Genomic DNA, 8,930 nt, shown 5'->3' on the forward strand with positions numbered 1-8,930 from the left:
CCCAGCCTAGACTGGCCGCGATGTCGACCCCCGATCGCGCGCACCTCACCGCCGACGACCTCGTCACCGGCGACGCGGTCGCCCTCGACCTGCCGGCGGCCGGGCTCGGCGCCCGGATGGTGTCGGGGCTCGTCGACGTGGTGGTCACCGTGGCGCTGCTCGTGGCCGTGGTGCTCCTGCTGCTCACCGCGACCCTGCAGACCGACCAAGCCCTCGCCACCGTGGGCATGATCGGCTCGCTGATCGTGGTCTTCCTGGTCGTGCCGACCGCGGTCGAGACGCTCACCCGCGGCAAGTCGCTGGGCAAGTGGGCGATGGGGCTGCGCACGGTGCGCGACGACGCCGGGCCGATCTCCTTCCAGCACGCCTTCGTGCGGTCCCTGGTCGGCTTCGTGGAGGTCTACGCCTTCACCGGGGCCCCGGCCTTCCTCTCCGCGCTGGTCAGCTCCCGGGGCAAGCGGCTGGGCGACTACGCCGCCGGCACCTACGTCGTGCGCGAGCGGGTGCGTCTGCAGCTGGCGCCGCCGCTGCCGATGCCGCCACCGCTCGCCGCGTGGGCCCGCGGCGCCGACATCGCGCCGCTGCCCCTGGGTCTCGCGGTCGCCGTGCGTCAGCTGCTGGGGCGCCTGGGTCAGGTGGACCCCGCGGCGCGCGCGGGCCTGGCGGCCCGCCTGGCCGAGCAGGTGGCCCCGCACGTCTCACCGCCCCCGCCGCCCGGCACCCCGCCCGAGGCGTTCCTGGTGGCCGTCGTGGCCGCGCGCCGCGAGCGCGACACCGCCCGCCTGGAGCGCGAGGCCCGGATGCGCCAGCGGCTCACCTCACGCGGCTGAGCCCCCGACCGCGTCGGTCGGGGGCTCAGCGCGGGGCGTGTGCTCAGTAGCTGGTGAAGAGCAGGCGGTTGGGCGAGCCGTTGACGCCGGAGACCACGTTGGTGGTGGCGTTGCCGAGGAGGGCGTTGGTCACCGTGGCCGGGGAGGCCGAGGGGTTGGTCTGGAGGTACTGCGCGGCCACGCCCGCGACGTGCGGGGAGGCCATCGAGGTGCCCGAGATGGTGTTGGTGGCCGTCGAGCTGCCGATCCACGCCGAGGTGATCGAGGAGCCCGGCGCGAAGATGTCCACGCAGGAGCCGTAGTTGGAGTACGACGCACGGGCGTCGCTCGACGTCGTGGCGCCGACGGTGATGGCCGACGCGGCGCGGGCGGGCGAGACGTTGCAGGCGTTCTGGTTCTCGTTGCCGGCCGCGACGACGGTGGTGACACCGGCGTTGACCATGCGCTGGATGGCGGCGTCGGTGGCGCTGTCGGCGGGGCCGCCCAGGCTCATGTTCGCCACGGCCGGGCGCACGCCCTGGCCGGCGACCCAGTCCATGCCCGCGATGACGCCGGAGTTGGCGCCCGAGCCCTGGCAGTCCAGCACGCGCACGGGCACGAGGGTGACCTGCTTGGCCACGCCGTAGGTCGAGCCGCCGACGGTGCCGGCGACGTGGGTGCCGTGGCCGTTGCAGTCGCTGGTGCCGCGGCCGTCGTTGATGGCGGTGGCGCCGGCGGCGACGCGGCCGGCGAAGTCGGCGTGCGAGGCGTTGATGCCGGTGTCGATGACGTAGGCCCGCACACCGGAGCCGGTGGCGTTGTAGGTGAAGGTGCCCGAGCGGGGCAGCGAGCGCTGGTCGATGCGGTCCAGGCCCCAGGTGGCGTTGCTCTGGGTGGCGGAGATGGTCACGACCGCGTCCTGCTGCACGAACTGCGTGTCGGGGTCGGCACGCACGGCGTCGAGCTGCTCGGGGGTCAGCCGCGCGGCGTAGCCGCCCAGGTCGTCGTAGACCTCGGTGACCTTGCCACCCTCGCCGGCGACGGCGCCGTCGGCCTCGGCGCGGACCTTGTCGGCCCCCTCCTTCAGCACGACGATGTAGCGCCCGGAGATCGCGTCGGAGCTGCGCAGCAGCGGGGCGGAGCCTGCCTCGGCCGGCGCGGTGGCGACGGTGTCGGAGCCGGCGGGGAGCGCGGTGGCGGCGGGGCTGCCCGCGACGCCGACCGCACCGAGGGCGAGCGCGGCGAGGGCCGCGGTCGACAGGGCTGCGTGCTTGACCATCTTCATGACCTCCAAGGACCGGGTCCCGGTCCCCACGTAGGACACACGTCCCGAGAGCGGACGGTGGACGACACCACGTCGTCGGGCACAACCTCTCCCGCACGCACACCCGGTGACTAGCGGGGAAACCCTCGCAGCGACCCTCGCGGCACCCTCGCCGCCCATCGGGTCAGACCCGGCGGTAGACCAGGTCGGTGATGTCCCGGCCGGCCTCGACGCCCTTGCGCTCGAACTTCGTCACCGGACGCTCGCCCCACCGCTCCACGACGCCGCCCTCCAGGGCGGGCTCGGCGTCGAGGACGGCCTCCATCTGCTCGGCGTAGTCTCCCCAGTCGGTGGCCAGGCGCCACGCGCCGCCGGGGCGCAGGCGGGAGGCGACCAGGGCCGCGAAGTCGGCGTCGACGAGGCGACGCTTGCGGTGCTTCTTCTTGTGCCACGGGTCGGGGAAGAAGGTCCAGACCTCCTCCAGGGCGCCCGGGGCGACGCGGTGCTCGGTGGTCCACACGGCGTCGACCCCGCAGAGGCGCACGTTGGTCGCCCCCGTCTCGGCCAACCGCCACAGGGTGTCGGCCACGCCCGGGCGCCACACCTCCAGCGCCAGCACGTCGTACGCCGGTCGCGCGGCGGCCAGCACGGCGGTGGCCTCCCCCACGCCCGAGCCGATCTCGAGGATCATCGGCGCCTGTCGGCCGAACCAGGCGGCCCAGGAGAAGTCGGGGTCGTCGACGGCCTCGTCGGGCACGACCAGACCCTCGTGGTGGGCCTCCCACGCCTCGGCCTGGCGCGGGGTGAAGCGCTGGCCGCGCCGGGAGTAGCTGAGCACCTCGCGCACCCGACGGCCGTCGTCGGTGAGCTTGAGGTGGGGGCGGGCCGGGGTCACCCGGTCGGTCATGTCTCTCCTCGGCGTTGCTGGTGCGGGTGCGGGTGCTCGTGGTGGTGCTGGAGTGGTGCGGACGCGCAAGAGCCCCCAGCCCGAAGGCTGGGGGCTCTCACAGGTGCTTCAGTCGATCACTTGGTGATCTTGGTGACCCGACCGGCGCCGACGGTGCGGCCGCCCTCGCGGATCGCGAAGCGCAGACCCTCGTCCATGGCGATGGGCTGGATCAGCTCGACGGCCATCTCGGTGTTGTCACCGGGCATGACCATCTCGGTGCCCTCGGGCAGCGTCACGACGCCCGTCACGTCCGTGGTGCGGAAGTAGAACTGCGGGCGGTAGTTGTTGAAGAACGGCGTGTGACGGCCGCCCTCCTCCTTCGACAGGATGTAGACCGAGGCGTCGAAGTTGGTGTGCGGGGTCGTGGTGCCCGGCTTGATGACGACCATGCCGCGCTCGATGTCCTCGCGCTTGGTGCCGCGCAGGAGGAGACCGACGTTCTCGCCGGCCTGGCCCTCGTCGAGCAGCTTGCGGAACATCTCGACACCGGTGACGGTCGACTTCTGGGCCTTCTCGCGGATGCCGATGATCTCGACCTCCTCGTTGACCTTGACGATGCCGCGCTCGATGCGACCGGTGATGACGGTGCCGCGACCGGTGATCGTGAAGACGTCCTCGACGGGCATGAGGAACGGCTTGTCGGTCTCACGCTCGGGGGTCGGGATGGCCTCGTCGACCGCGTCCATGAGCTCCATGATCGAGTCGCCCCACTTGGCGTCGCCCTGCAGCGCCGGGAAGGCGGCCACGCGGACGACCGGGATGTCGTCGCCGGGGAACTCGTACTCCGAGAGGAGCTCGCGCACCTCCATCTCGACGAGCTCGATGAGCTCCTCGTCGTCGACCATGTCGCACTTGTTGAGCGCGACGACCAGGGCGGGCACGCCGACCTGGCGGGCGAGCAGCACGTGCTCACGCGTCTGGGGCATGGGGCCGTCGGTCGCGGCGACCACCAGGATCGCGCCGTCCATCTGAGCCGCGCCGGTGATCATGTTCTTGATGTAGTCGGCGTGACCGGGGCAGTCGACGTGCGCGTAGTGGCGGTTCTCGGTCTGGTACTCGACGTGCGCGATCGAGATCGTGATGCCGCGCTGACGCTCCTCGGGAGCCTTGTCGATGTCCTCGAACGCCGAAGCGGCGTTGAGGTCCGGGTGCTTGTCGTGCAGCACCTTCGTGATGGCAGCGGTCAGCGTCGTCTTGCCGTGGTCGATGTGACCGATGGTGCCGATGTTGACGTGCGGCTTGGTCCGCTCGAACTTCGCCTTAGCCACGGTGGGCTCCTCCTGTGGTGGTTGTTGCTTGACTCGTACTTGCTGGGGGTGGTGCCGAGGATCTGTCGCTGCGCAACCCTAGAGGGTCACTCGCCACGGACCTTCTTGATGATCTCGTCGGCGATGTTCGAAGGAACCTCGGCGTACGAGTCGAACTCCATCGAGTACGACGCCTGGCCGGAGGTCTTGGACCTCAGGTCACCGACGTACCCGAACATCTCGGACAGGGGCACGAGGGCGTTGATGACCATGTCACCGTGCCGCTCCTCCTGCGCCTGGATCTGGCCGCGCCGCGAGTTGATGTCACCGATGACCGTGCCGAGGAAGCCCTCGGGGGTGGTGACCTCGACCGCGAACATCGGCTCGAGCAGGACCGGCTTGGCCATGCGTGCGGCCTCCTTGAAGGCCTGGTTGCCGGCGATCTTGAACGCGAGCTCGGAGGAGTCGACGTCGTGGTAGGCGCCGTCCTCCAGGGTGAACTTCACGTCGACCATCGGGTAGCCGGCGAGCACGCCGAACTCCATGGCCTCCTGGCCGCCCTGGTCCACCGACGGGATGTACTCGCGCGGGACGCGACCGCCGGAGACGCTGTTGACGAACTCGTAGCCGGCACCCGTGCCGGTCTCCGGGTCGATGTTGGGGCCGAGGTTGATGACGACCTTCGCGAACTGACCCGAGCCACCGGTCTGCTTCTTGTGGGTGTAGCTGTGGCCCTTGACCTCCTTGCGGAGGGTCTCGCGGTAGGCGACCTGCGGCTTGCCGACGGTGGCCTCGACGCGGAACTCGCGCTTCATGCGGTCGACCAGGATCTCCAGGTGGAGCTCGCCCATGCCGGCGATGATCGTCTGGCCGGTCTCCTCGTCGGACTTGACCGTGAAGGTCGGGTCCTCGTCGGAGAGCCGCTGGATCGCCATGCCCAGCTTCTCCTGGTCGCTCTTGGTCTTGGGCTCGATCGCGACCTCGATCACCGGGGCCGGGAACGTCATCGACTCGAGGACGACCTGGTTCTGCGGGTCGGACAGGGTGTGACCGGTCTTGGTGTCCTTCAGACCCATGACGGCCACGATCTGGCCGGCGCCGACCGACGCGATCTCCTCACGCTTGTTGGCGTGCATCTGGTAGACCTTGCCGATCCGCTCCTTGCGGCCGTTGACCGAGTTGACCACGGTCGAGCCGGCCTCGAGCTTGCCGGAGTAGACCCGGACGTAGATCAGCTTGCCCAGGTGCGGGTCGGAGGCGATCTTGTAGGCCAGGCCGGAGAACGGCTCGTCGTCGGAGGGCTTCCGGACGATCTCCTGCTCCTCGTCCTTGGGCGAGTGACCCACGATGCCGTCGATGTCGAGCGGCGAGGGCAGGTACTTGACGACCGCGTCGAGCAGGGGCTGGACGCCCTTGTTCTTGAACGCGGTGCCGCACAGGACGGGGTTGAGCTTGTCGGCCAGGGTGGCGCGACGGATGGCGGCCTCGAGCTCCTCGACGGTGAAGTCCTCGCCCTCGAGGTACTTCTCCATGATGGCGTCGTCGGCGTCGGCGAGGGTCTCGAGGAGCTTGGTGCGGTACTCCTCGGCCTGCTCGGCCAGCTCGGCCGGGATCTCCTCGACCTCGTAGTCCTCACCCATCTTGGTCTCGCCGCGCCAGGTGAGGGCACGCATGCCGACCAGGTCGACGACACCGAGGAAGTCGGACTCCGCGCCGATGGGCAGCTGGAGCACGAGGGGGGTGGAGTTGAGGCGCTCGACCATCATGTCGACGCAGCGGAAGAAGTCGGCGCCCGTGCGGTCGAGCTTGTTGACGAAGCACATGCGGGGCACGGAGTACTTGTTGGCCTGGCGCCACACGGTCATGGTCTGGGGCTCCACACCGGCGACACCGTCGAAGACCGCGACGGCGCCGTCGAGGACGCGCAGCGAGCGCTCCACCTCGGCGGTGAAGTCGACGTGGCCCGGGGTGTCGATGATGTTGACCTGGTGGTTCTTCCACCAGCAGGTGGTCGCGGCGGACGTGATCGTGATGCCGCGCTCCTGCTCCTGCTCCATCCAGTCCATCGTGGCGGCGCCGTCGTGGACCTCACCGATCTTGTACGAGATGCCGGTGTAGAACAGGATCCGCTCGGTGGTGGTGGTCTTACCGGCGTCGATGTGAGCCATGATGCCGATGTTGCGGACCTTGTTGAGGTCCGTGGTGATGTCGACAGCCACTGTGAGTGCGTTCCTTAGAAAGTGGGAGTGGTGCGGTGGGGACGGAGCCCCTCACGAGGTGAGGGACTCCGCCGTGGTCACCAGCGGTAGTGCGCGAAGGCCTTGTTGGACTCGGCCATCTTGTGCGTGTCCTCGCGCTTCTTCACCGCGGCACCGAGGCCGTTGGAGGCGTCGAGGATCTCGTTCATGAGGCGCTCCGACATCGTCTTCTCGCGACGGTCGGCGGCGTAGCCGACGAGCCAGCGCAGCGCGAGCGTGGTGCCGCGCGTGCCCTTGACCTCGATCGGGACCTGGTAGGTCGCACCGCCGACGCGGCGGGACTTGACCTCGATGGCCGGCTTCACGTTGTCCATCGCACGCTTCAGCGTGACGACGGGGTCGGTGCCGGTCTTCTCGCGGCAGCCCTCGAGCGCGCCGTAGACGATGCGCTGAGCGACCTGCTTCTTGCCGTCCATGAGGACCTTCGACACGAGCTGGGAGACCAGCTGCGACCCGTAGACGGGGTCGATGTCGATCGGCCGCTTGGGAGCGGGACCCTTGCGCGGCATGTCAGCTCTTCTCCTTCTTGGCCCCGTAGCGGCTGCGCGCCTGCTTGCGGTTCTTCACGCCCTGGGTGTCGAGCGACCCACGGATGATCTTGTAGCGGACACCGGGGAGGTCCTTCACACGACCGCCGCGGACGAGCACGATCGAGTGCTCCTGGAGGTTGTGGCCCACGCCCGGGATGTAGGCCGTGACCTCGACGCCGCTGGACAGGCGCACACGGGCGACCTTGCGCAGGGCGGAGTTCGGCTTCTTCGGCGTGGTGGTGTAGACGCGGGTGCAGACACCGCGTCGCTGGGGCGAACCCTTGAGGGCAGGCGTCTTGTTCTTCGACACCTTGTCCTCGCGGCCCTTGCGGACCAGCTGGTTGATCGTGGGCACCTGGTGGTTCCCCTTCTGTGTCGCTCTCAGTGCGCGGCACCTTGCCGGGCACGATCTTCGTGCGCAGGTCGACTGCGCAGGTCCTGCATGTCCGGGTGGTGCGGAGCCAACCGGCGTTGCTCACCCCCGAGGTCGGGCGTGTCGCCCGAGTGACGGTGGCTTTCGTGCAGGTGGCCGGACGGTCAGGACCCGCCGATCACTTCCGAGCACGCGCAACGGCCTGGTTGTCCCAGACACGATGACCGAGGCTACCCGGCGCCTCCAGCCCGGTCAAAACGCTGCGGAGCCCGCCGCTGAGCCGCACGAGCACCGTCACGGCGAGCGCGACGCCGACCAGGGTGAGACCACCGCCGACCACCAACGTCCACCGCGCGCCGAGGTGCTCCCCCACCCAGCCGATGAAGGGCGAGCCCAGCGGCGTGCCGCCCATGACGATGGTCATGTAGAGCGCCATGACCCTCCCCCGCAGCGCCGGGTCGGACTCCAGCTGCAGGGTGGCGTTGGCGGAGTTGAGCAGGGTGAGGGTGCAGAAGCCGATCAGGGGCACGAAGCAGGCGAAGACCAGGTACGACGGGAGCAGCCCGGCCACGATGTTGGCCACGCCGAAGCCCACCCCCGAGAGCACGAGCAGCCGCAGCCGGATGCGGGTGCGCCGCGCCGCCAGCAGCGCCCCCACCAGCGAGCCGACCGCCATCGCCGAGCCCAGCACGCCGAACTCGCTGGCGCCCAGGCCGTAGACCTCGGTGGCCATGAGCGCGGAGGTGATCTGGAAGTTCATCCCGAAGGTGCCGGCGAAGAAGACCAGCACCAGGATCATCATCATCTTCGGCTGGCTGCGCACGTAGCGCACCCCCTCGCGCAGCATGCCCGGGGTGCGCCCGCGCAGCTCGGTGGTGTGCAGCAGCGCGGTGTCCATGCGCTGCAGCTGCCAGATCACCGCGGCGTAGGACACGGCGTTGACCAGGATCACCCAGCCCGTCGCCCGGGCCCCGCCGCCGAGCGCGCCGATCATCAGCCCGGCCAGCCCGGGCCCGGCGATGCGGGCGGTGTTGAAGGCCGCGGAGTTGAGGCTGACGGCGTTGGTGACGTCGTCGCGACCGACCATCTCCGAGACGAAGGACTGCCGCGCGGGCGCGTCGAAGGCCGACCCGATCCCGAAGAGGAAGGCCAGCACGAAGACGTGCCACGTCTGGGCCGCGCCGGTCACCGCGACCACGCCCAGCACCAGCGAGCAGACGGCCATCGTCACCTGCGTGACCTGGAGCAGCCGGCGCTTGGGGAAGCGGTCGGCGACGACCCCGGCGTACGGGGAGAGCAGCAGGACGGGCAGGAACTGCAGGCCCGTCGTGATGCCCAGGGCCGTGCCCCCACCGCCGAGGCTGAGCACCAGCCAGTCCTGGGCCACCCGCTGCATCCACGTCCCGGTGTTGGAGACCACGCTGCCGGCGAGGTAGAGCCGGTAGTTGTGGTTGGCCAGGGCGCGGAACGTGGGGCTCAAGCGCTGATCAGTCCTTCGGG

The 8,930-nt window shown here is 69.9% G+C and carries 8 protein-coding genes; 1 reads left to right on the top strand and 7 read right to left on the bottom strand.

What is annotated here, in order from left to right; translation table 11 throughout:
• Nucleotides 1-20 precede the first annotated feature (20 nt).
• A complete protein-coding gene (locus IR170_RS10250; protein ID WP_193662525.1) occupies nt 21-830 on the top strand; it encodes an RDD family protein in 810 nt (269 codons plus the stop codon).
• 43 nt (nt 831-873) lie between these two features.
• Here IR170_RS10250 and IR170_RS10255 read toward each other — a convergent pair whose 3' ends face one another.
• The 7 genes from IR170_RS10255 to IR170_RS10285 all read right to left on the bottom strand — a co-directional run bounded on the left by IR170_RS10255 (nt 874) and on the right by IR170_RS10285 (nt 8,910).
• The gene (locus tag IR170_RS10255; RefSeq protein WP_056862838.1) at nt 874-2,088 is read right to left on the bottom strand and encodes a S8 family peptidase; all 1,215 of its coding nucleotides are present in this window, start codon (nt 2,086-2,088) and stop codon (nt 874-876) included.
• A gap of 169 nt (nt 2,089-2,257) precedes the next feature.
• Nucleotides 2,258-2,980, bottom strand: a complete 723-nt coding sequence (gene trmB, locus IR170_RS10260; protein WP_193662534.1) for a tRNA (guanosine(46)-N7)-methyltransferase TrmB — start codon at nt 2,978-2,980, stop codon at nt 2,258-2,260.
• A gap of 116 nt (nt 2,981-3,096) precedes the next feature.
• Nucleotides 3,097-4,290 (bottom strand): elongation factor Tu, encoded by a 1,194-nt coding sequence (tuf, locus tag IR170_RS10265; RefSeq protein WP_056862065.1) that lies wholly within the window; start codon nt 4,288-4,290, stop codon nt 3,097-3,099.
• An 86-nt stretch (nt 4,291-4,376) separates the two neighbouring features.
• A complete protein-coding gene (gene fusA, locus IR170_RS10270; protein ID WP_082499865.1) occupies nt 4,377-6,488 on the bottom strand; it encodes an elongation factor G in 2,112 nt (703 codons plus the stop codon).
• Nucleotides 6,489-6,565: 77 nt separating this feature from the next.
• Nucleotides 6,566-7,036 (bottom strand): 30S ribosomal protein S7, encoded by a 471-nt coding sequence (rpsG, locus tag IR170_RS10275; RefSeq protein ID WP_056862064.1) that lies wholly within the window; start codon nt 7,034-7,036, stop codon nt 6,566-6,568.
• Nucleotide 7,037: 1 nt separating this feature from the next.
• A complete protein-coding gene (rpsL, locus tag IR170_RS10280) occupies nt 7,038-7,412 on the bottom strand; it encodes a 30S ribosomal protein S12 (protein ID WP_056862063.1) in 375 nt (124 codons plus the stop codon).
• Between the two features lie 196 nt (nt 7,413-7,608).
• Nucleotides 7,609-8,910: an MFS transporter gene (locus IR170_RS10285; RefSeq protein ID WP_193662537.1), complete on the bottom strand. Its 1,302-nt coding sequence runs from the start codon at nt 8,908-8,910 to the stop codon at nt 7,609-7,611.
• Between the last annotated feature and the right edge of the window lie 20 nt (nt 8,911-8,930).

It is taken from the genome of Nocardioides kribbensis (assembly GCF_015070375.1).
GTDB classification, from domain to species: Bacteria; Actinomycetota; Actinomycetes; order Propionibacteriales; family Nocardioidaceae; genus Nocardioides; species Nocardioides kribbensis.